1 pseudogene is annotated in these 271 nt (G+C 50.2%); it reads left to right on the top strand.

The window, feature by feature from the left end:
* A pseudogene (locus tag GHN92_RS23710) lies at positions 1-271 on the top strand (IS5/IS1182 family transposase); the annotation flags it as partial.

Below are 271 nucleotides of genomic sequence, written 5' to 3' on the forward strand. Positions count from 1 at the left end.
CCATGCGCCAGTTTGCACGTTTGACCTTGAGCGCCCCGATACCTGAAGACACCACGATCATGAATTTCCGGCACTTACTGGAAAAGCATCAGCTGGCACCTGCAATCCTCGCGGTCATCAATGGTTATTTGCAGGACAAAGGCATGTCTCTACGTCAGGGCACTATCGTCGATGCCACCATTATTCATGCTCCTAGTTCGACTAAAAACGAAGAGGGAAAGCGCGACCCCGAGATGCATCAGACCAAAAAAGGTAACCAGTATTTCTTCGG

It is taken from the genome of Pseudomonas sp. FSL R10-2964, assembly GCF_009600035.1.
Taxonomy (GTDB): domain Bacteria; phylum Pseudomonadota; class Gammaproteobacteria; order Pseudomonadales; family Pseudomonadaceae; genus Aquipseudomonas; species Aquipseudomonas bubulae.